Source organism: Exiguobacterium sp. s146 (assembly GCF_018618415.1).
Lineage (GTDB): Bacteria > Bacillota > Bacilli > Exiguobacteriales > Exiguobacteriaceae > Exiguobacterium.
Genome location: NZ_JACSMA010000002.1, coordinates 19750 through 41093, shown reverse-complemented (window position 1 = coordinate 41093; position 21344 = coordinate 19750). Strand labels below are relative to the sequence as shown.

The 21344-nt window shown below is 51.7% G+C and carries 24 protein-coding genes; 17 read left to right on the top strand and 7 right to left on the bottom strand.

Annotation, left to right across the window (positions count from 1 at the left end):
* Nucleotides 1-56: 56 nt before the first annotated feature.
* The 3 genes from KNP83_RS06815 to KNP83_RS06805 form a co-directional block, all read right to left on the bottom strand.
* Complete coding sequence (locus KNP83_RS06815) at nt 57-2429, bottom strand: immune inhibitor A domain-containing protein (protein ID WP_214761770.1); 2373 nt, start codon at nt 2427-2429, stop codon at nt 57-59.
* Nucleotides 2430-2565: 136 nt separating this feature from the next.
* Complete coding sequence (locus KNP83_RS06810; protein WP_214761768.1) at nt 2566-3360, bottom strand: class I SAM-dependent methyltransferase; 795 nt, start codon at nt 3358-3360, stop codon at nt 2566-2568.
* 38 nt (nt 3361-3398) lie between these two features.
* The gene (locus KNP83_RS06805) at nt 3399-3710 is read right to left on the bottom strand and encodes a hypothetical protein (RefSeq protein ID WP_021067357.1); all 312 of its coding nucleotides are present in this window, start codon (nt 3708-3710) and stop codon (nt 3399-3401) included.
* 180 nt (nt 3711-3890) lie between these two features.
* On the opposite strand from KNP83_RS06805, the gene KNP83_RS06800 reads away from it, so the two are divergent.
* From KNP83_RS06800 to KNP83_RS06760, 9 genes are all read left to right on the top strand, one after another.
* Nucleotides 3891-4754 (top strand): cation diffusion facilitator family transporter, encoded by an 864-nt coding sequence (locus tag KNP83_RS06800; RefSeq protein ID WP_214761766.1) that lies wholly within the window; start codon nt 3891-3893, stop codon nt 4752-4754.
* Between the two features lie 86 nt (nt 4755-4840).
* Nucleotides 4841-5317, top strand: coding sequence for a GNAT family N-acetyltransferase (locus KNP83_RS06795; protein ID WP_214761764.1), 477 nt, complete (start codon nt 4841-4843; stop codon nt 5315-5317).
* Nucleotides 5318-5364: 47 nt separating this feature from the next.
* Nucleotides 5365-6348 (top strand): LacI family DNA-binding transcriptional regulator, encoded by a 984-nt coding sequence (locus KNP83_RS06790; protein ID WP_214761762.1) that lies wholly within the window; start codon nt 5365-5367, stop codon nt 6346-6348.
* Between the two features lie 116 nt (nt 6349-6464).
* Complete coding sequence (locus KNP83_RS06785; RefSeq protein WP_214761760.1) at nt 6465-7409, top strand: carbohydrate kinase family protein; 945 nt, start codon at nt 6465-6467, stop codon at nt 7407-7409.
* Nucleotides 7406-8836 carry a sucrose-specific PTS transporter subunit IIBC gene (locus KNP83_RS06780; protein ID WP_214761758.1) on the top strand — a complete coding sequence of 477 codons (1431 nt, stop codon included), beginning with the start codon at nt 7406-7408 and terminating at the stop codon, nt 8834-8836. The genes KNP83_RS06785 and KNP83_RS06780 overlap by 4 nt, the downstream gene beginning before the upstream one ends.
* Before the next feature lie 18 nt (nt 8837-8854).
* Nucleotides 8855-10273, top strand: coding sequence for a sucrose-6-phosphate hydrolase (locus tag KNP83_RS06775; RefSeq protein WP_214761756.1), 1419 nt, complete (start codon nt 8855-8857; stop codon nt 10271-10273).
* Between the two features lie 114 nt (nt 10274-10387).
* Complete coding sequence (locus KNP83_RS06770) at nt 10388-10675, top strand: hypothetical protein (protein ID WP_214761754.1); 288 nt, start codon at nt 10388-10390, stop codon at nt 10673-10675.
* Nucleotides 10676-10756: 81 nt separating this feature from the next.
* Nucleotides 10757-11173 carry a hypothetical protein gene (locus KNP83_RS06765; RefSeq protein WP_214761752.1) on the top strand — a complete coding sequence of 139 codons (417 nt, stop codon included), beginning with the start codon at nt 10757-10759 and terminating at the stop codon, nt 11171-11173.
* A gap of 78 nt (nt 11174-11251) precedes the next feature.
* Nucleotides 11252-11665 carry a YhfM domain-containing protein gene (locus KNP83_RS06760; RefSeq protein WP_251139271.1) on the top strand — a complete coding sequence of 138 codons (414 nt, stop codon included), beginning with the start codon at nt 11252-11254 and terminating at the stop codon, nt 11663-11665.
* 22 nt (nt 11666-11687) lie between these two features.
* Here KNP83_RS06760 and KNP83_RS06755 read toward each other — a convergent pair whose 3' ends face one another.
* On the bottom strand, nt 11688-12533 hold the full coding sequence (locus KNP83_RS06755) for an alpha/beta fold hydrolase (protein ID WP_214761750.1): 846 nt from the start codon (nt 12531-12533) through the stop codon (nt 11688-11690).
* Between the two features lie 115 nt (nt 12534-12648).
* On the opposite strand from KNP83_RS06755, the gene KNP83_RS06750 reads away from it, so the two are divergent.
* The 3 genes from KNP83_RS06750 to KNP83_RS06740 all read left to right on the top strand — a co-directional run bounded on the left by KNP83_RS06750 (nt 12649) and on the right by KNP83_RS06740 (nt 15494).
* Nucleotides 12649-13644: a helix-turn-helix transcriptional regulator gene (locus KNP83_RS06750; protein WP_214761748.1), complete on the top strand. Its 996-nt coding sequence runs from the start codon at nt 12649-12651 to the stop codon at nt 13642-13644.
* Between the two features lie 222 nt (nt 13645-13866).
* Nucleotides 13867-14727, top strand: coding sequence for a metal-dependent hydrolase (locus KNP83_RS06745; protein ID WP_214761746.1), 861 nt, complete (start codon nt 13867-13869; stop codon nt 14725-14727).
* Nucleotides 14728-14735: 8 nt separating this feature from the next.
* A complete protein-coding gene (locus KNP83_RS06740) occupies nt 14736-15494 on the top strand; it encodes a DUF817 domain-containing protein (protein WP_214761744.1) in 759 nt (252 codons plus the stop codon).
* Nucleotides 15495-15530: 36 nt separating this feature from the next.
* Here KNP83_RS06740 and KNP83_RS06735 read toward each other — a convergent pair whose 3' ends face one another.
* The gene (locus KNP83_RS06735) at nt 15531-15938 is read right to left on the bottom strand and encodes a hypothetical protein (protein ID WP_214761742.1); all 408 of its coding nucleotides are present in this window, start codon (nt 15936-15938) and stop codon (nt 15531-15533) included.
* 75 nt (nt 15939-16013) lie between these two features.
* Between KNP83_RS06735 and KNP83_RS06730 the strand changes: the two genes are divergently transcribed.
* The 4 genes from KNP83_RS06730 to KNP83_RS06715 all read left to right on the top strand — a co-directional run bounded on the left by KNP83_RS06730 (nt 16014) and on the right by KNP83_RS06715 (nt 19258).
* A complete protein-coding gene (locus tag KNP83_RS06730; RefSeq protein ID WP_214761740.1) occupies nt 16014-16430 on the top strand; it encodes a hypothetical protein in 417 nt (138 codons plus the stop codon).
* A gap of 381 nt (nt 16431-16811) precedes the next feature.
* Entirely contained in the window at nt 16812-17672 is an 861-nt protein-coding gene (locus KNP83_RS06725) for an ABC transporter permease subunit (RefSeq protein WP_214761738.1), read from the top strand.
* Nucleotides 17672-18718: an ABC transporter permease gene (locus KNP83_RS06720; protein ID WP_214761736.1), complete on the top strand. Its 1047-nt coding sequence runs from the start codon at nt 17672-17674 to the stop codon at nt 18716-18718. The genes KNP83_RS06725 and KNP83_RS06720 overlap by 1 nt, the downstream gene beginning before the upstream one ends.
* A 123-nt stretch (nt 18719-18841) precedes the next feature.
* Nucleotides 18842-19258, top strand: coding sequence for an SRPBCC family protein (locus KNP83_RS06715; protein ID WP_214756653.1), 417 nt, complete (start codon nt 18842-18844; stop codon nt 19256-19258).
* 458 nt (nt 19259-19716) lie between these two features.
* Here the strand turns inward: KNP83_RS06715 and arr are convergent, their stop codons facing one another.
* Both arr and KNP83_RS06705 read right to left on the bottom strand, forming a co-directional pair.
* A complete protein-coding gene (arr, locus tag KNP83_RS06710; RefSeq protein WP_214719635.1) occupies nt 19717-20133 on the bottom strand; it encodes an NAD(+)--rifampin ADP-ribosyltransferase in 417 nt (138 codons plus the stop codon).
* A gap of 140 nt (nt 20134-20273) precedes the next feature.
* Nucleotides 20274-20720, bottom strand: a complete 447-nt coding sequence (locus KNP83_RS06705; protein WP_251128930.1) for a GNAT family N-acetyltransferase — start codon at nt 20718-20720, stop codon at nt 20274-20276.
* A gap of 92 nt (nt 20721-20812) precedes the next feature.
* Between KNP83_RS06705 and KNP83_RS06700 the strand changes: the two genes are divergently transcribed.
* Nucleotides 20813-21331, top strand: coding sequence for a Rossmann-fold NAD(P)-binding domain-containing protein (locus KNP83_RS06700; RefSeq protein ID WP_214761734.1), 519 nt, complete (start codon nt 20813-20815; stop codon nt 21329-21331).
* Nucleotides 21332-21344: the final 13 nt, after the last annotated feature.

Below are 21344 nucleotides of genomic sequence, written 5' to 3'. Positions count from 1 at the left end.
TAATAAGACCCCCTTCCTTCTCGTGGTGAGAAGGGCGGGGGTCTGTTGAATCAAGCTTACTTCGTCCGGACCCAAACAGCTCCAGCCGAGTTGTCTTTCGCTTCGCCGACGACGTCGACGACGAGTCCGTATTGTGGAAGTTTACGGCCCGCATCTGGGATGAGCGAGTTGATGTACGTGTTGGCGTCGTTGAACTGTTTCACGCCTGGTTGTGCTTTGTAGTCATAGATGCCACGGCTCGGTGAATCGATGTACCATGGGAGCGTCTTATCTAAGCTGAACGCCGCGTCCGCGATTTGGTAACGCGTGCTGCCCGCGACTGTCTCTTTCCCGTTCAAGTTACCGATGAGTGCCTCAGGGTGCGAGTCGACGACACCGAGGAAACCTTCACCCGGGTGGATGCCGACCCAGTTGTCTGAGAACGAGTCATCCGCATACCAGACGACGAGACCTGTGTTGTACTTGACGCCACGGCCGTTCAAGAGACCTGTGTCTGCACCTTCATGGTTACGCCATTCAAGGTAGTAGTAGTGCGGTTTCGTGTCATAGCCGTCCGACTTGACGAAGCCGTCGAGCGTGACTTTCTCTGCGCCTTCCGCATCATCTGCGAGAAGCGATTGACCACCTGACGTGATCGACAAGTTGTCGAGTGCGAACCCTTCAAGCGCAAGTCCTCCGTCCGTCACATATTCGAAGACGATCTGTACGTCTTGACCAGCGAACTGTGACAAGTCGTACGATTTGTTCACCCATGCGCCGTTCGTCGATTCTGCACCGTTTCCAGTGTTGTCATCGCCATAGACGTCAAGAACGACTTCTTTGCCGCCGCTGAGTGCTTTTACGTACAAGTAATCGTAGTCGTACTCGACATCGAAACGTGTGTCGAACGCGAGCGTACCGTCCGCACCGAGTTTGACCGTTGGTGTTGCGAGTTCGGTATGCAAGTTATCGCCTTTTGTCGAGTAATAGTAATACTCGCCGAAAGCAGGTTCGATGCCTTTTACTTTCTTATCTGGAAGGTTTACTTTCAACAATCCAGGGTTCGTCGATTTCGTCACGGATTGATCGAGTTTCGAGACGAAACCTTGTTTCGTGATATCTTCAAGATCAACTTCCGTGATGTTCGCCCAGTTGCCGCCCATCAATTTTTGGAAGTACTCTTTGTTTTGTGGCGAGAAGCTCGTCGGCTCCGTACCTGCCACTTTACCAGCCCAGCTGCCGCCACTCATGATCGACCATGATTGGACCGGTTCGCCTTGACCTGTGTACTGTGTATCGTACTCATCTGGAAGACCGAGGTCGTGACCGTATTCGTGGGCGAAGACGCCGACTGCGCCGTCTTCTGGTTGAATCGTGTAATCGAATGCCGCCATTTGACCGCCCCAGTACGGGACGTCTGCTGTCGTTCCAGCTACGCGGTAAGGGCTGTTCCCGACGACCCAACGGTGTGACCAGACTGCGTCATCCCCGAGGACACCGCCACCCGCTTCTTGACCAGTACCGGCGTGGATAATCATCAAGTGGTCGACCAAGCCGTCCGGCTCGTTGAAGTCGCCGTCACCATCGAGGTCATAGAGATCGTATTCATCGTAATCCGCAAGGTCTAATCCTGACGCGACCGCCGCGTTCAATGTGTCTTTGACGAGTTGACGTGGACCAGGTCCGATGTTATCGTTCCCGCCAGCCGGATTGTCACCACCGTAGTCTTTCGCCGTGCCCGGGACCGTCAACCAGTCTGAGACCGTGCCATCGACCGTGTAGCTACCACCCGATTGTTCTTCGTAGTACTGCTTGAACGTTTGGACCTTCTCACCGTTGAACAGTTCGAACGACTCGTCGCCGAACATATACTGCTCATAGTGCTCTTTGCTGAAGTTATCGCTATACAGATAGCCTTCTTCTTGAACGACGTTGTTATGTTTGAAGTCGCTATACTCGACGAGAAGGACGAGTACTTTGTCTTCACGGACGGCGCCGTTATAGCCAGCCTGCTGGGCCGGATCGACTTTGACTTGGCCGTTCGGCTTGCCTTTACGATAGTTCGCTTGTCCTTTTTTCGCTTTGTCGAGGAGCCGCTTCGATTCTTTCTCGAATTGGTTATGTATCTTCTCTTTTGCTTCAGCGGCTTTATCGTTCAAGCCATGCTTATGGACATCTTTCGCATTTCCTTGTTTCTTCTCGATATAGGCATCGACGGCCTTTTGGCGTTCAGTGGCCGAAAGCCCTTTTTTGATGACGCCTCGTTTCTCGAGCGCTTTGGCGAGTCGATCCTCATCGATGATGTTGTGATCGAATGGAGCATTCGTGCTCGGGGTTGGCAACGGTGAAGAGGCGAGTGGAGCGGCACCGACGGCCGGGATCGCACTGACGCTCATGACCGATGTCAGCGCGACGGCGAGCGTCGTGCGACGGATGGAACGTTTTTTCATTTGTACTAACCTCCTGTGAAAATAATGGGAAATTGTGTGAGCTTGAATCCAACATTAAACTTGTGTCAGATTAATGTCAATATTCAGAAAATAAGAATCAAAAAAAGAGACTTTCGTCCCTATTGGTCCTTAAGACCTAAAGGGTTGGAGTCCCTACATCGATGATGCCGTAATGAAATTTGGACGTTTTGCGAACAATCCTTGTGAAACCAAACGTTTCAAACGTCTCACTCTCGAAGTGAGCCTTTAGGACAATTCGTCTGGCCGCGACACGACGGGCCTCCGTCATGAGTTCAACAGACAGTGGATTCGTGTTGGCGAGGGATCGTAATGGGTTCAAGTGAACCGATTCTGAAATCGTCTTTTCAAACATCGGATCAAAGTAGACGACGTCGAACGAAGCGTCCGGACACGTCTTTAAATATGTGAGGGCATCCGTCCAGACGACCTCGAGTCGACGCATCGCCTCATTGACCGCATCATGTTTCTCTTCCCAGACGGTCATGCCTTCTTTGACGAGCATCGCGGTGACGAATTCACTCTCGAGGCCGACGGCATGACCGCTCGGACCGACGGCGTGACTGAGGACGATGCTGTCTGAGCCGAGCCCGAGCGTGCAGTCGAGGACGCGGTCACCTGGTTTGATTGCGGCAGCATCGACGAGCGGGTCGTTCCCGCCGCGCGCGAGCTGCTTCACCCGGAACACGGAGCTCGATGGATGGAAGAAGAACGCTTCATCGCCGTCGAGCGGGGTGTATTCGACACGACGTTTGTCAAACACAAGCACGCCGGCGTGGTGACGTTGTTTCAACGTCTCAATTGAATGTTTGCGCCGGGTGACGAAACGGGCGCCATACGTCGCCGCATGGGCCTCGGCGCGTTCGGTGATCGCCTCGGTCGGGCGTAAACAGGTCGTTACGATGTATGTCATAGTATCTCCTTACCGAAAAAATGAGACGCGGAGGCGTCTCATTTTTTCTTGCTGAGTAAATCCGACAACTCGTCGATGAGCGCCTTATGCGAGGCGAGTTCTTTCTTCTTCTCATCGTTCGGGTTGATCGGGCGTTTCGAGCGGCTTTGCAACGCTTCGAGCGTCTCGTCGATTGACGATTTGAGCGTATCGCGGTCTTCCGGCTTGAGCGTCACTTCATGCGGGTTTTCACCACTCGCATCGAGTTCGCGCAGACGAGCCATCAATTGTTTTGCTTCTCGGTTCAAATCGGCGAGTAATCTGTCAATTTGTTCCAAACGAAGCTTGATTCCATCACGTTCTGTAAACATTCGTTTCACCTCTTTTGTTGGGTAACCGTTAGGTATCTTCTCATTTACTTTACCATAATTTTCGAAAGACGAAACTACCGGGAATATATTCCATTTTATTTGAGTAAGGGAAACACTGTTTCTCTATGCCCACACGACATTCGACTGGTATACTGACTTAGCTACAAAGGAGGTGGTCGGATGCAGTCGACAACTCATCCACCAAAAGCGCTCAAAGGCGCCATTTTATCCATCACGACGTATTTAGTCTTATCTGTCCTAAAAGTCGTATTCGGTTATGTGTATAATTCGGAAGCCGTCCTCGCCGACGGGTTCAATAATACGACCGATATCATCGCTTCAATCGCCGTCTATATCGGCATTCGCATCGCCGCGCTGCCTCGGGACGCGGAACATAAATATGGGCACGCCAAGATGGAGACGCTCGCCGCACTCGTCGCCTCGCTCATCATGGTCGCCGTCGGTGTGTTCGTTCTATTGAATAGCATCGCCACGTTGATCGGGGGCAAATACGTCGAGCCGAATCCGCTCGCGGCCGTCGTCGCATTCCTAAGTGCGCTCGTCATGTTCGGTGTATACGCGTACAACTCGAGATTGGCGAAGCAGACCCGGTCGCTTGCCTTGAAGGCGGCGGCGAAAGATAATCTCGCCGATGCCATGATTTCAATCGGGGCCACGCTCGGCGTCCTGTTCGCCTACTTTAAATTACCATGGATGGATACGGTGCTCGCCGTGCTCATCGCCGGAATGATTATCCGGACGGCGATTCAAATCTTTCTCGACGCGACGCATCAGCTCTCGGACGGGTTCCCACCGGACCTCGTCGATTCGTATGAGGAGACGATTCAACAGTTCGATGCCGTCAAAGAAGTCCGTGAAATCAAAGGCCGTCACCTCGGCAATCACGTCATGCTCGATGTGACGATTGCCGTCGAAGGAAGCCTCACCGTCGAGGAGGCGCACGATTTATGTGATTATATCGAACGTGAGCTCGACGAGCATCATGCCGTCGATTCGGTCCACATCCATATCGAACCGGTCTGATTTCGGTTATCTTTTGCGCTTCACGGCGCCGTTCGTATATAATGAATGTGGAAACATTAAGAGATAACTGTTAAGGAGGGCACGGGATGGAAATCGTGCGTCAACCTATTCGTCAGATTGATGAGATCGAATATGAGCATTTTAAAAAATACGGTCAAAATTCTTACGGTATGTCAGCCGAAGAGTTAAAAGGCATCTTTGTCGAGATGGGGGAAGAGCAGGTGTACTCAGCCGACGCCCATAGTTACGGGGAGGATTTCTATTATGACCTCCGCGTCGATGGCCAAACGGTCGGGAAAATCTTGCTCTTGAAACTGGCTCGCGTTTATCAGCTCGATTTGATGGTGTTCGACCCATTCAAGGACAAGGGCTATGCGACAGAAGGGCTCCGCCTCGCGCTCGAGCAATCCGATTTGAAAGAAGGGCATACCGTCCGCGCCGGCATCCCGCCGACGAGTCCGCATCAGGAAGCGGTACGCCATGTACTCGAGAAGAACGGGTTCGAGAAACGGAATGGCCTTTACTATTTAAACTTTAAAAAACGATATGTAATCAATCACTGAACTGACGGCGTCTGACGCGTCAGTTTTTTCGTATGGAGGTTTTTCAGATGAAACAAGTGACAATCAACGACATCGCCAAGCTGGCCGGGGTTGCGAAAAGTACCGTTTCCCGTTACTTGAACGGGGGCTCGGTCGGACAGGAGACCCGCGACAAGATCGAGCGCGTCATCCGAGAGACGAACTATGAGCCCAACCAGTTCGCGCAAAGCTTGAAGTCCAAACAGACGAAAATGATTGGGGTCATCGTGCCGCGGCTCGATTCCTATGCTGCCTCGCGGACGATGATGGGCATCGACGAACGACTGACCGAACGCGGGTATCAAATGCTCGTCGTCAACACGGCCCAACAGACGGAGCGTGAGATTGAGCAGCTATACAACTTGGCGAAACAGAAAGTGGCCGGCATCATCTGGCTCGGTACGACCGTGACGGAACGGCACTTGCAGGCGATACAAGACATTCAAATCCCCGTTCTGTTAATCGGTCAGGAACATGAACAAGTGCATAGTCTCGTCTATCCTGACTTTGACGCGGCGTATGCCCTCGGAAAGCAGTTCATGGATTGGGGGCATCGCGACATCATCTATGTGGGCGTGGAGGAGTACGATATCGCCGTCGGACAGGCGCGACGGGATGGCTTTTTGCGAGCGTTCCAAGAAGTGGATGCGAACGTGACGACATACACGACGACGTTTAAAATCGAGGACGCAATCCCAATCGGCGAAGCGCTTGCTGAGATAACGGATCGAGCGACGCTCGTCGTCTGTGCGACCGACAACATCGCCCTCGGTGTGTTGAAGGGGCTTGCCAACGCCGGCAAAACAGTCCCGGGCGATATCTCAGTGAGTGGATTCGGCGGTTATGATTTCACCGAAGTGCTGCATCCGTCCATCACGACGGTCCATCTTCCGTATCGTCGGACCGGGTCCCGTGCGGCTGACATGATTCTCCAGTTGTTAACAGGTGACACCATCCCGATGAAAACGTTCACAACTTTTGAATTAAAACTGCGCGAAAGCGTTGACATTTAAAATTAAATCGTTTACATTTGTGTTGCGGAACCGGTTCCGCAACACTTTTTTTATTCGATTTTGGAACCGGTTCGATAGATGCTACGAAGCAACCATTTAGACACGGAGGTGGACGGATGAACACCGTACATTGCATTGGGGAACTATTGATTGATTGGGTTTGTGAGGACGCGTCGAGCGACCTCGTCAACGGGACGACATTCGTGAAGAAAGCAGGGGGCGCACCGGCAAACGTCGCCGCGGTCGTCAGTAAACACGGAGGAAATTCGAGTTTCCTCGGACAAGTCGGGGCTGACCCGTTCGGTCGTTTTTTAAAACAGACGCTCGTCGATAACGGTGTCGGCGTCGAGAACCTTGTCGAGGAAGGTGACACGACGTTCGCGTTCGTCTCGATTCAAGAAGACGGAGAGCGTGACTTCACGTTCCGCCGCGGCAGCGACGGTGACTACGCGTTCGAGTCGATTGACTTGTCGGTATTCAAACCTGGAGACATCGTCCATTTCGGGTCGGCGACGGCGCTCCTCGACGGCGAGTTAAAGAACGCCTATTTCAAACTACTTCAGTTCGCCAAACGTGACGGCCTGTTCGTCTCGTTCGATCCGAACTACCGTGACGCGCTCGTGACCGACCTTGAGGCGTTCAAACAAGATTCGCTCCACTTCATCGCCGAAGCGGACTTCGTCAAGTTGAGCGAAGAAGAGGCGCACTTGTTGACGGGGCTCGACGATTTAGACGAAGCGGTCGCGTCGCTTCTCGCAGCGGGTGCGAAACGAATCGCCATCACGCTCGGGTCACGCGGGACACTCATCACGACGAAAGATGCCAAAGCCGTCATCGCCTCCGTCAAAATCGACAGCGTCGATTCGACGGGAGCGGGCGATGCTTTCGTCGGAGCATATCTGTATCGGTTGTCGACACTCGGTATGGATGACGACCGACTCTTGCAGGACATCGAATACGCGAACGTGACCGGCGCATTGACGTGCACGGCATACGGCGCGATTCCAGCCATACCATCACAACAACGCGTGCTTGAAGCGCTAGGAGGGAAACCAGCATGAACTATAGACAAGAAGCAGAAGCAATTTTAGAGGCGCTCGGCGGAAAAGACAATGTCGCCGCCGCGGCTCACTGTGCGACCCGGCTCCGCCTCGTCTTGAACGACGAATCGAAAGTCGATGAGAAGAAATTGGATGCCTTGGACGTCGTCAAAGGGACGTTCTCGACCGGTGGACAATATCAAATCATTATCGGTACAGGCACGGTCAACAAGGTATACGCAGAGTTCGCTCAATTGACAGGACTTGGCGATATGTCGACAAGCGACGTCAAATCGGCCAGCGCGAAAAAGGGCAACCCGCTCCAACAGTTCGTTAAGATGTTGTCGGATATTTTCGTCCCGATCATCCCGGCCATCGTCGCCGGTGGTCTCTTGATGGGGATCAACAACTTGCTCACGGCACCTGATTTGTTCTTCGATGGCAGCTCATTGATTGACCAGTACCCTGGCATCGCCGACCTCGCCGCGATGATCAACACGTTCGCCAACGCCGCCTTCGTCTTCTTACCTGTCCTGATCGGTTTCTCCGCCGCCAAGCGGTTTGGGGGTAACCCGTACCTTGGTGCCGCGCTCGGGATGATCATGGTTCACCCGGATCTCGTCAACGCTTACGCACAAGCAACGGTCGGCGATATCCCGGTTTGGAACATTCTCGGCTTTGAGATCGAGAAACTCGGCTACCAAGGACAAGTGTTGCCGGTCCTCGTATCCGCTTATATCTTGTCAAAACTTGAAATCAATATCCGTAAAATCATGCCAGCTTCACTCGATATCTTGCTCACGCCGCTCCTCTCGCTCCTCGTCACGGCGTTCGTCACGTTCGCCTTTGTCGGACCGATCACACGCGAAGCGGGTAACTTGATTATCGACGGTCTCGTATGGACGTACGACTCACTCGGCTTCTTCGGTGGTCTCGTCATGGGTCTCTTGTACGCACCGATCGTCATCACAGGGATGCACCACAGTTTTATCGCTATCGAGACGCAACTTCTCGCCGATATCGCACGTACGGGCGGATCATTCATCTTCCCGATCGCAGCGATGTCGAACATCGCGCAAGGTGCGGCCACACTCGCCGTCTTCTTCTTGACACGTGACCAAAAGATGAAAGGGGTCGCTTCAGCATCTGGGATCTCGGCACTTCTCGGCATCACGGAGCCGGCCATGTTCGGGGTCAACTTAAAGCTCCGCTATCCGTTCATCGCGGCCATCATCGGTTCAGGCGTCGCCTCGGCGTTCATTGTCGGACGTGAAGTCCTCGCCGTCGCCCTCGGTGCGGCAGGTCTCCCAGGGATCATCTCGATCGCACCAGCGTCAATCGTCTCGTATATCATCGGTATGGCCATCGCTTTCGCGGTCGCCTTCGGATTGACGTTCGTGCTGGCGAAACGCCAAGCGAAAAAAGAAGCAGTCAAAGAAGCAGCCTAAGAAAAAGGAAGTGATGTTATGAGTTGGACGAAGGCAGAGCGTTACCGCTCGTTACGTGACGTGAGTGCCCTCGAGATGGAGACGCTCCGCACGAAGACGGCGGCTTCCCCGTGGCGGTTCGGATACCATATCCAACCGCCGACGGGACTCCTGAACGACCCGAACGGATTCACGTTTTATAACGGAGAATATCATATGTTCTATCAGTGGTTCCCGCTTGGTCCGGTACACGGTCTCAAGCATTGGTATCATGTCACATCACCCGATCTCGTCACGTGGACGGACCGCGGGGTGGCGTTAGTCCCGGAGACGACCGAAGATTCACACGGTGCCTATTCAGGCAGTGGGTTCGTGAAGGACGGTGAACTCCACGTCATGTACACGGGTAATCACCGGACGGATGACTGGACGCGTCACGCCTCGCAGGTCATCGGCGTGTTACGAGAGGGAAAGATTGAACGTCGTAACGTCGCAATTCCAGACGTGCCGGCCGGATACACGGAACACTTCCGTGACCCGAAAGTATGGCTCGAGGATGGCGTCTATTATGCCGTCGTCGGCGCACAACGTACGAACGAGACGGGATGCGTCGTCTTGTACCGCTCGATCGATTTGGACGAATGGACGTTCCTCGGAGAAGTTAAGACGGGACTCGAACAGTTCGGCTACATGTGGGAATGTCCCGACGTGTTCGAACTGGACGGGCAGCACATCCTCGTCTTCTCGCCGCAAGGGATTGAACCGGACGGGCATCGCTATCACAACATCTATCAGTCCGGTTTCTTAATCGGCAAGCTCGATGTTGAGACGTTGACGTTCACCCACGGCGCGTTTGAAGAACTTGATTTCGGTTTCGATTTCTACGCCCCCCAGACGACAGAACAAGACGGACGTCGCGTGCTCGTCGGTTGGATGGGCTTGCCTGAAATCAAGTATCCGACGGATCGCTTCGGCTGGGCGCACGCCTTGACGCTACCGCGTGTGCTCACAATCGAGGATGGATCGCTCAAGCAGCGTCCAGTTGCCGAGATGGCAAAACTTCGCGAAGACACGTTTATCGACATGTCAGGGACGTCGATCGACGCCGTGACACCGGAACGGTATGAACTCGAGCTGAAAACGGATGGGTCGGACTTCACGCTCGACTTGCTGCAAGTCGGCGACGAGTCACTCGTCATCCGTTACGATGCGAAGGTGGGCGAATTGACGATCGACCGGACGCATGCAGGTGAGCCGTTCGCGACCGAGTATGGAACGACGCGGACGAAAGCGATTACTGTGACGTCGCTTCACGTGTTCGTCGACTCGTCGAGTGTCGAGTGCTTCGTCAATGACGGTGAAGCGGTCGCCACGCTCCGCGTCTTCCCGAGCGAGCTCGAGAAACAGTTACGTTATGAAGGGGCGACTGCGACCTTGACCGGGTGGACGTATCAATAAGTAAAGGCTGAGCTTCGGCTCGGCTTTTTTTGTTTCTCTATTAATCAAGCGGATTGTGTTATTCTGAAAATAGGTAATAACTTACATATTTGAAAAATAGGAGATGATTTGACAATGTGGATGGTTTTAGGATTGCTCGCGATTGGGGCGACACTGGTCAATTTGTATACGTTCAGCGTCGGGAAAGATTACAAACTGCCGATGGCGCTTGCTTTATCGCTGACAGCGTTGACGGTGTGTGCAGATTATAGTTACTTATCGGTTTGGGTCGAAGCAGAGGATTGGAGTGCATTGGCGGACGTCATCCCTGGCATGGGCCGGGCATTATGGATGCTCACTAGCATCTCAATCATCTTAAACCTGTTGCCGATTTTCTTGGAGCGAACGCGGAAACAGGCATGAATGATCTGATGTCAAAAATTGTGAAACCTTTCGTCCTGATTTTCGTAAAAGATGACTATCAACGTGAATGGGGTGGAGGGCATGAAACGAAATCGAGCGATAATGACAGTGGCTTCGGCGATGTACGAGGCATTCATAAAGCCTGAGGAAAGTGAATTGGATAAAGAAGAAATGATTCAAGCGCGAGTCGCTGAGTCATCAGGAATCGGCTCGTTCAATGAGACGGATTTCATCATGTTCAATGGAATCGAAAAAGTGAGACCGTTCGCGGACATGTTGCGCAATGTAGATGAGGAGCTCGAGGATTCGATTTACGGGGAACCGGACTTTGATATAGAGCTGCATTGGAAGGGCGGGGTGATGGCACAGCATCAGCATTGGCTCGGACAGGAGCAGCAACCGAGCTACTTGATGGACGTGGCCCATCCACACCTCATCTACCGCGTATCGGCAGACATGACGAATCAGTTGATTGAAGTGCTCGGGGTGGATGAGTGACCGATTGACATGTGATGTGAAACTTCACTTGCTTGATTTGCGTATATCAATCATATCCAGACAGAGGGAGTCTATGTTATGAAACATCGTCATATGTCAGTTCTATGTCTGATCATGTTAGCACTTACTTTGACCGGCTGTGGCTCGAACGATTTCCGGACGGATGGGATGGAAGAGGTCCGCGTCTCGGAATCGGATGGATTCTCAAGTTTTCAGGAGGATGACATCGTGACGTTCGACGAACCTGAAGCGATTCAAGTATTCGAAGATATGCTTCGGAATGCAGAACAGCAACCGGGAATCGTGAATATGGCGACGCCTGAGTATGATGTGGAAGTCAATTATCAAGGTGAGAAGGTCGACCGCTATTACGTCTGGCTCGGCGACTTAGGCATGCCGACGAGCATTATGGATGTGACCGATACGCATACGGTATATCTCGTCCCGGCAGACATGACAAATCGACTGATTGAACTACTCGAAGCAGACTAAAAAAGACACCTGAACAGGTGCCTTACGAATTAAAACGGATGAAACGCTCGATTTGTTGCTCACTCTTTCGCGCTTGACGCCCGATCCAAATCAAATGGCCAGGGCTGTTCAGGATGGTGAGCTGGGCATGCGGGATGAGTCGCTTCGCATGATGCGCGTGTCGGACCGGAACGGCCTTGTCGTTCTTCGAATGTACGATATACGTCGGACACGACACCCCGAGCAACGCTTCATCAGCTACTTGTTGCCGCAGGTCGAACTGGGCACCGAGACCGAAAGCCATCTGACTGGCGACCCTTTTCAATAAGAAGATATCGTACGGGGTCACTTCGTCACGAATGACATCTAGTGCGAGCAGGCTCGTCGATTGAATCATGCGGGCCGTCGCCTCGAACGGCTGTTTTTGAATCGCCCGAGCGACAAATTGTTTCATCGCGAATTGGAGTGCGATGAAAGCCGGTTGGGCCACGTTTCGGCTGACGTAGCGACGATATGGGAAATCGACCTCGCTCGTCACCGCAGCCGCGAGCGTCAGGCTAAGCGCATGCTCATTTTGCGAGGCGAGCTCGATGGACGTCGGGCCACCGGCCGAAATGCCATAGACGTGATATTGCTTGATTGCCATAACTTCCATCAGGCGACGTAAGTTCGCGGCGAACGCTTGCGGCGAGGCCGAAAATGAGTACGGAGTCTCACCGTAACCGGGACGGGATGGGACAATGACCCTGAATCCGGACAAGACAAGACGGTCCACATGGTACGGTTCGAGGCTTGATGACTGGGTCCCATGAATCAGGACGATGACCGGACCGTGACCTCGGTCCATATATTCGATTTTCGTGCCATTGACGTGCGCATAATGTTTCAAAGCGAAAGGGCCTCCTTAAACCGATTGTAATGGAAAATAACTTTATTTCATGGAAATAACATGCTAATGTCTGTTTATACATATTATACATAGAGAAGTGAAAGGGGATTAAACCGTGAACAACCGAGAACGGTTACTCGAGGTGAGACGGTTTTTCGAACGCCACACAGATGACAATCATCCAAAGACGTTAGAAGACTTGCTCGAATATTTATCTACGATTGGAGATACTTCTAAGTTAGCAAAAAAATCAGTGAAAGACGACATCCAAGCATTGACCGATTCGGGGTTCGAGGTGCAGGATGAGCTCGAGAAGAACGGCCTCGCCAAAAAGTATTGGCATTCGGCCCGCCTTTTCGAAATCCATGAGCTTCGGATGATGGTCGACGCCATCGTTGCAGCCAAGTTCATCTCGGAAGACGTGACAGAACGGATCGTCGAGAAGCTCCAAAAACTGACGAGCATTCCGGAAGCGGAGACGCTCCAGTCGATTATCAAGACACCGAAGAAGAAACACGGCCAGATTCCATACCATATCGACCGTATCCAGCGCGCGATTCAAGAGCAAAAGGCGATCTCGTTCCAATACACGGACGTCGTCGGCTTTGACGCCACGAAGCGGACGTTCCCGCTCCGTCGGGATGGTGAACGTTACGTCGTCAATCCGATTGACCTGCACTGGAACCATGAGCAGTACTATTTGATTGGCATCGATGAATCGATTGGGGAAATCCGAAACTATCGCGTCGACCGGATCGTCAACTCAGAAATTGTCGAGGACGATCAACCGCGCATGAAACATCATTTACCGGACGACTATTTCCAAAAGTCGTTCAACATGTATAATGGGCTCGACGAGGAAATCGTCATCGCCGTCGACGAGCGGGTTCTCCCGGTCATCTTCGACAAGCTCGGCGAAGACGTGTCAATCACGCAAGACGGGGACCGCTTCCTCATTCGTTTTGACGCGGCCGTATCCGACGGTTTCGTCTTCTGGCTGTTGTCACTCGGCACCCAAGTCGAGGTGCTCGAACCGGTGACGCTCCGTGACCATATGCGCGAGACAATCGTAGCGATGGCAGAGCGTTATGACAAAGCGAGCATTCACTGAAACGATTGAAATGAAGGTGTGATATACTGCTTGCGACACTTGTAGAAGGGGGACAGGCGGATGTTGAATTGGATGCCTTTAATCATTCCGATTGTCGCTGTCATTTTTGTCGCCGTCGTCGCACGACGCGCTATGAAAATGGATCAAGAGAAATAAGCAAAGAACGGACATCCGCCTCACCGTGAGGGGGATGTCTTTTCCATCATCAAGAGGAGGAGACCGTTGGATACCATTACCCATACGTTATTCGGCTTGACACTCTACGGAGCAGCCGATAAGCGTGAGCTACACAAAAACGAAAAACGAGCCTTGTTCGTCACGACGCTCGTCGGGAGCCAAATCCCGGACAGTGACGTCATCTCACGGCTCTGGGACACGGAAGGCATGTATCAGATGTGGCACCGCGGCATCACCCACTCGATTTTCCTCGTGCCGTTGTTCGCACTGCTCATCTACATACTCGTGCGTCTCTTGTTCAAGGTGACCGATGTCCGTTATTTCTGGTGGGCGCTATTGTCCGTGTTCATCCATAATACGGCGGACCTGTTCAACGCCTGGGGGACGGGTTACTTTGAACCGTTATCCGATGTCCGGGTCACGTTCGGCGTTATCCCGATTGTCGATTTCGTCTATTGGGGCATCTTCCTCGTCGCCTGGCTCATCGCACGTCGGGTCGACGTCCGGCACACGGTGTATCGCTATGCCTGGGCTGCGATTGTCATCCACGTCTTGATTCAAAGTGCGCAAGGGGCGTACTTGTATCAGTCGTACGCCGCCGATCACGAAGAAGTGGCGCTATCAGCTTCGTTCATCCCGACCCAGTTCACCGTCATCACGAAGACAGACGAGACCGTCTCGATTTATCGTGATTCGGTCTATCAAGAACCCGAAGTCCAATACGAGTTGACGAGTGCGGACGATGCCGACTTGAACCCGCTCTTCGCCGAGAATAAAGAAGCGATCACCCTGAAACAATGGTCCCCGTTCGTTGTCGTCGTCGAGGATAGCGAGCGGCTTGGCTTATACGACCCGCGCTTCTTTGACGGCGAGTCGTCGTTCTTATACGAATACATCGAATTGTAGGTGAGAGGATGCGACGTCTCCGTTATTTGTTCATCTTTGGTTACGAGCAGGCACTCAGCTGTATCTTCCCGGTCGCCATCTTCGGGGCGCTCGCGCTGACGAAATGGTTCGACTTTCCGCTCCCACGCTATGATGTGCTGCTTATCTGGTGTCTATTCGTTCAGGTCGTGCTCGTCAAGACCGGGCTCGAGACGATGGAAGAAGTGAAGGTCATCAGTTGGTTCCACGTCATCGGGCTCGGCCTCGAGCTGTTCAAAGTCCAGATGGGGTCGTGGAGCTATCCGGACGAGGCGCTGACAAAAGTGTTCGGTGTGCCGCTGTACGCGGGCTTCATGTACGCGAGCGTCGGCAGCTACGTCGTCCAGTCGTGGCGCCGGCTCGATTTGAAGTTTCTGAAGATGCCACCACCGCTGATCGCGTTCGGTCTGGGCATTGCCATCTACTTCAATTTCTTTTGGCACCACATCTGGCTCGATTTACGCTGGGTGTTGATCGGTCTCGTCTTTCTCGTCTTCGGCCGGGCCATCGTCACATATCGGCTTGACGACCGCCGTTTCACAATGCCCGTTGTCGTCGCTTTCTTTTTGATCGCCTGCTTCATCTGGTTCGCCGAAAATATCGTCACGTTCTATAACGGTTGGGCGTATCCGAACCAGTTGAGCGGCTGGGCGCTCGTCGACCTTGGCAAACTGTCGTCGTGGTTCCTGCTCGTCATCATCAGCATCTTGCTCGTGGCGTGGCAGAAACGAAGACAGGAGCTCTCATGAAAAACGTGTGCAACCGTCGTTGGCTGCACACGTTTTTTAGGTCGTTGGTTGTTTGGAGCGGGCGACCATATGGACGATGAACACATAGAGCGGGAACGTGAATGTGAGCGCGATGATGAACAGCCCGACGGCCGGACTAGGCCATGCCGCTTCACTAGGGGCAGGGATGATGCGTGTCCATACATAAGTGAACAGCGCCAAATAGGGGAGCCATAACACGTATAGGGAGAGTTTCCATGGGGAAGGGGCGAGTTGCCTGATTCGTTTGACGATGAGCCGCGTGAACAAGACGAGTGAAGCAAGACCGATAGCGGTGATGAACATCATATAAATATTACCCATTATCAAATAGAGCCGTCCGCTGTTGGCGAGCAGTTGAATGTTCAATAATAGCAGAACCGCGAGGAAAATGGAGATAGATTGTAACTTGAGGAAGTGGGCCATATAGGACTCCTTAATCTGATAGGATGATGAAACATTATTCGGCAATGTTCGTACAGTATGAAAGAGGTGATCAGGTTGGCACAATTAATTGCGTTTTGGTTTGTCGGATTCATATGTGTGCTTTCGACATTTGTATATATGTCACAATGGTGGAGCGAGCGCAAATTGATGAAATTGCTAGGAGCTATATTCAGCATATGCATCGCAATCATTTGTTTTATGATTGCCATACCTGATACATATGATCGCGCGCTTGGCCGTTATGAGACAGAAACTGGGAGTTGCTATGTCGTTGACAATCAGTCGAAACAAGGCGGCGTGACGCTCTGGTTTGAAGAGGAATCTTACGATTTTCCGGACATACCGGAGGACGTTGCATATGGACCAGGCACGTTGTTTGATTGTACCGTCACGTTGACGAAAGTGAATTCGACTGGAGTTGACTATGTGTTGAAGTCGAAAGATGGCGATACGCTCTTTTCAACATACTAAAGTATTCTTCTGATTAGAAGGATATTTTTTTTATGGTTTTTCTGCCATTCATCCTATGAATTTAATTATTAATTGAAATCTACTTTTCCGATAAAGCAATAAGGTGAGTCTAACGGAAGTCGTCAAGTTTTAAAGAACGATGATTTTCATGCAGAAACTGTTTAATCAAGAGACAATTTAGATTTCTGAAATTTTCGGAATATTGTTTTTATTCATAAATGATTATGATAAAATCATAACAGTGTAAATGGGGAAATTTTACTTCGGGATGAAGGATATGCTTTATTTTGGAAGCATTTTTTGGATTTTATAGTTTATGGTTTATAAGCAAGCTCGAAACGGTTATGAGATTGTACTTGTTTTTTGAAAGGAGAGAATCGGATGAATTGGATTGCTCAAAAATCGGCTCAGTTTTTCATCACGCTATTTGTATTGATTGCGATCAGTGCCTTGCCGTCACTCGTCGTGCAACTCGAGTTCGTGCCATCAAATTACTGGAATGGGATTCAACAACAATTCAGTCAGTTGGCGAAACTCGATGAGATTACATACTACAACGTCACCGCACAACGCGAGTTACCGTTATTGCCAGACCTCGCCCCGCTCATGAAAGAGACGGTCATCATCTTTATGACGTCACTCATCGTCTCGGTCGGGTTCGCCCTTCTGTACGCCTATTTCTTTTATCGGAGCGGAAAGCGCGTGCGCACGGTGCTCCAGCAAACGAGCCAGACGCTCGAGATGATCCCGGATTTGTTTTGGCTCATCTTCTCGCAATTTCTTGCCATCACGATTTATAAGAAGACAGGGTTCGATCGAATTGAAGTCGCAGGTGGGTTCGCCGAATACATACGCTTTTTGCCGATTGTGACGTTGACGCTCACGATTCTGTTCTTCTTCCTCAAGTGGTTGACGAAACATATCCTCGAGGAGGAGGTGTCGTTGTTTCTCGAACTGGCCCGGGCCAAAGGCGTCCGACCGGCCGCCCTGTTCTGGAGACATTTGCTCCCGAATTTGGTGTACCGCTTCTACCTCTTTTTCCGCTCGAACTTGATCACGGTGCTCTCGAGTCTGTTGATTATCGAGTATTTGTTCAACGTGCAAGGGATTTTCCGGTTCGCCGTCTATAATCCGGTCATGCCGATCCTGCTCGTCATCTTGTTGGTCGTCTATATCCCGATTTTCCTATTGGATTTAGTAGCGGAATGGCTCATCCCGAACGCCTGGAAAGGAGGGATTTGATGCGACGCACGTTACTGCGGGACCCGATTTTCATCATCGGGTTCGTCATTTTTGCCAGCTTGCTGTTACTAAGTATCGGGAATACCGTATTCCGCGATGGCCAAGTCGACCAATTTTTGAACCGTTACTCCGACGAAGGTCGGTTGATTGGCATTCCACCGCTTGAACCGTCGAAAGATCAATGGCTCGGTACCGACCGGGCCGGCAACGACTTGTTCCAGATGATGATCGAAGGCTTTAAGTGGACGGTCGGTATTTGTGCGACCGTTGCGCTCGGACGGATGGCGTTCGGCCTATTGATCGGGATTCCACTCGCGTTTCGCGGGGCGCGCGTGAACCGAATCTTCAAAATGGTGTTAGACGGGTTTTTGATTCTACCGATTTCTTTGTTGGCTATGATGATGCTATTCCCGTCCTATTTCTTCGCGGATTCGACCATGGTGCCGCCGCTGCTGGACCGCGTGACGCTGCAGTTGACGGTGTTCGTGGCGCTCGGCTTGCCTGCGGTCACGCTTTATCTCATTACAGAGGTCCGGCAATTGCTCAAACAAGAGTTTATGATCGTCGCCGAGACGTTGGGCGGCAGTGTGTGGCACCGGACAAGGAAACACTTATGGCCGCACCTCGTTCCGACGTTGGTCATCGTCTTCATGCAACAGTTCGTGCAAACACTCATGTTGCTCATTCATCTGTCGTTGTTCGGCGTCTTTTTCGGAGGCACCGTCTTCCTGTTTGAAGGGGTCCGACCGACGCTGTTTGAATGGTCGTCGATGTTCGGTTTTTATTTCACGCAGTTCACAGCGACGACATGGATGACGAACCATATGTTCCTCGTTCCGGCTCTCGGCCTGTCACTGCTCGTCTTCCTCAGCAACTTGCTGACGAGCCGCCTCGAGCGGGCGTTCCGATTACGACGCCAAGAGGCGGTCGTCACGGAAGAGACGATGTCTCAAACGGAGGCGGCGGCCGCGTCGCTCGCGGATCCGTTCACACTCGTTCATACAAATCATTCGACTCAATTCAAAAAACCGCCTTCTTCTATTTAGTTAGATTGGAGAAGGGGTTCATCGAACGCATATCGAATGAAAGTGATGTAAAGGATAGTTGGATGTCATCCAGTGTCGACGTTAAAGCGTTTAGAAACAATTCATTTCAAAGGAGATCATTAGATGGAATCAAATACAGTGACGGTGTCATCAATTATTGAAGCACCTATCGACAAAGTATGGCGACTTTGGACGGACCCTGAACACATCAAACAGTGGAATCATGCATCCGAAGATTGGCATACGACGGAAGCTGAAAATGACTTGAGAGCCGGAGGAAAGTTTCGAAGTCGGATGGAGGCGAAAGACAAGAGTATGGCCTTCGATTTTGAAGGTGTGTATGATGAGGTTCAAATTAATCACCTCATTCAATATCGCCTCGAAGACGACCGTAAAGTAAGCATTTCATTTGTTTCAGAAGGTGAGCAGACTAAAATCGTTGAAACTTTCGATGCGGAATCGATGAATCCGCTCGAGTTACAGCGCCAAGGCTGGCAGGCAATCCTCGATAGTTTCGCAAAGTACGTTAGAGAAAATTAATACGAAAGACACTCTGTATACATGTTGGCATCGACATATACACAGAGTGTCTATTCTTTATTATTTATGAGCCAATTATTGGATGGATTGTATCATTTTCTATTTGGTCGGGAGACTTTACGATTCAGTGCAACCAGAAATGGAGGTAGGAGACGATAAAGATCAAGACGTTCACACTCATGTTTATCATCGTCTATGTCGTGATAAGCCTTCCCGCAATGTTAGGAATTGGCTATGTGATTGATTGGATACCGGAAGCGAGTCTGTCCCAAAAACTAAAGGGATATGTGATTGAAGGATTGACAAATGGATTTCAGCTTAAGATTGCAATCTCAGCGATAGCCAGTCTGGTGCTAATCTTCTTGCTGTCGAGACGTAGAGCCAATCAGTCGCTTCGATAGACATCAAGAGATACTTGCGTTTGTTGTGGGATTTCTTCAAGGTGCTTCTCCTTCGTGTCAGTCGTCAATCACATTTTCTCCGGCTTGCCGCAGGTTCTCAAGTGAGGCCAGCATATGCGCGATCACATCGTCCGGGTGGCGTTCCCACGCACTGAGCTCGGCCACGACTTTGAGCGGGGCTTTCGACCGGTACGACCGGGTCGGGTTGCCAGGGAAGCGTTTGTCCGTCAAGTTCGGGTCGTTCTCGAAGTCACCCATCGGTTCGACGAGATAGATACGCTCACGAGCCTCACCGCTCGCCAGTTCGGCACCCCATTTGGCGGCGTCGAGGGAGGCCGTGAAATAGATGTAGTTCGACTGCTTGTCTTGATAGTTCGAGCGTCGCTTCGGTTCAAGCAAATCCCCCAGCTTCAGTTCGGCTTTTGTGCCGTGGAAAAACGGGCCGGGGTCGAGCGGTCTCATGTCATCAGTCATGCTTCATCTCTCCTTCAGTCAGGTTGTCTTCACAGTATAGTGGATGAATTTAGGAGAAGACAGTCTGTTTTTGGCTCGTGAATCACGATATAATAAAGACGGGAAGAGCGTTCGGCTCTTCCTTTTTCGTTACATAGAAATCAAAGTTGTTTACGGAACGAATAACTCGTGATGGCGTAGTCCATCTTATCTGTATAAAAACGGTGCGCCTCGGTTCGAGCGAGTCCTGACTCGAGGGCGATGTATTTGGCACCAAGGTCGCGGGCGTATTCGTGGACGAAGTGAAGCAACATCTCGCCGTATCCGTTCGAGCGATGGTTCGCGCACGTCACGAGGTCGTAAATGAAGACGTGCTTCTCGAGATAGAGATTGACACGTACCTCGATCCCCGCGAGTGAGACGATGGTATCGTCGGCGTATAACGCATACAGTTCATAGCCTTGCGGTCGCATAGCGGCGACGAGCTCGCGATAGGCCTCGAGCGTCAGGTCGGTGCGCAGTTGGTTCATGACAAGGAACGAGTCATCGAGTTCGCGTGACGACTCGATTGGTTTGATGGAATAGATGGTCGATGGAATGGGAATCATGCCTCCTTGAGGGGATATTGTATGTAGATTTCGCTCTCGTCAGTCAGGATTCCTTTCCTTACTTATAAACGGACAGAAGGGACAGATAGATCGTGAAACATGCGTTAGTGATTGGCGGCAGCGGGATGCTGGCGGGGACGGTCCTTTGGTTGGCAGAGGTTGGGTATCACGTGTCCATCATCGGACGGGATGCCGAGAACATGAGTCGATTGAGCGAGCAATCGCCGGGTCGGCTGTCTGCCGTTTTGGTCGACTATCGGGACGACTTGCGTCTGAAGGAGGCACTGCGACGTTCGATGGCGATTCATGGAGATTTCGACCTGGTCGTTGCCTGGATTCATTCTGACGCAGCTGACGCCTTGCCGTGTGTGTTGTCAGTACTGCGCGGGGGCACGGACGTGTTCCATGTTCTCGGGAGCCGCTCCAACTCAAGCGATGTGAGAAACGGTCTGACAATCCCTGAAGACGTCCGTTATCACCAAGTGCAACTCGGCTATCAGGTCGAGAAGGGGGAGCGCCGTTGGTTAACGCATGAAGAGATTGCCGGAGGCGTGGTCGAGGCAGTTCAAGAGAAGAAACCTCTTTATTCAGTCGGGTTTACTTCGAAGTGAGACGATTGATTCT